This window comes from Corallococcus praedator (assembly GCF_003612125.1).
Taxonomy (GTDB): Bacteria; Myxococcota; Myxococcia; order Myxococcales; family Myxococcaceae; genus Corallococcus; species Corallococcus praedator.
In genome coordinates, this window is sequence record NZ_RAWI01001009.1 from 1 (window position 1) to 451 (window position 451).

Below are 451 nucleotides of genomic sequence, written 5' to 3' on the forward strand. Positions count from 1 at the left end.
GACGAATCGATCGCGCCCCGTTCCGCCTGTAAGCGTGTCGGTTCCCTGTCCACCGCGCAGCAGATCGTCGCCACTCAAACCGAGGATTTGATCGTTGCCGCCCATGCCGTTGATCACATCGTCAGAGCGATCGAACCCGCTAACCGTATTCGACAAGTCATTCAAAAACGTCACCGAGTTGCGGTTAAAGATGCGGTTGAGCATACTGTTAGCATCAAACACATCGAAACTGTCTTGAATTTGGCTTTGTCCGTCAAAGCGAATGTTGCCCAGATTGACGGCTGCGCCCGTCGAGGTTTGCAGGTTGTCTAGATTCTCAAGCTTGAAGTTTTGGAGAATCACTTGCGTCTGGCGGACACCTTCAAAGCTGAGGACGAGATCGTTGCCCTGCTGCGTCAACAGCAAATTGCGAGCGGTTAAGCCTGCACCTTGAAACTGGAGGACATTGGCA

The 451-nt window shown here is 52.8% G+C and carries 1 pseudogene; it reads right to left on the reverse strand.

Going from position 1 to position 451, the window contains the following annotated elements:
• Positions 1-451 (reverse strand): annotated as a pseudogene (locus D7Y13_RS48910) (hypothetical protein); the annotation flags it as partial.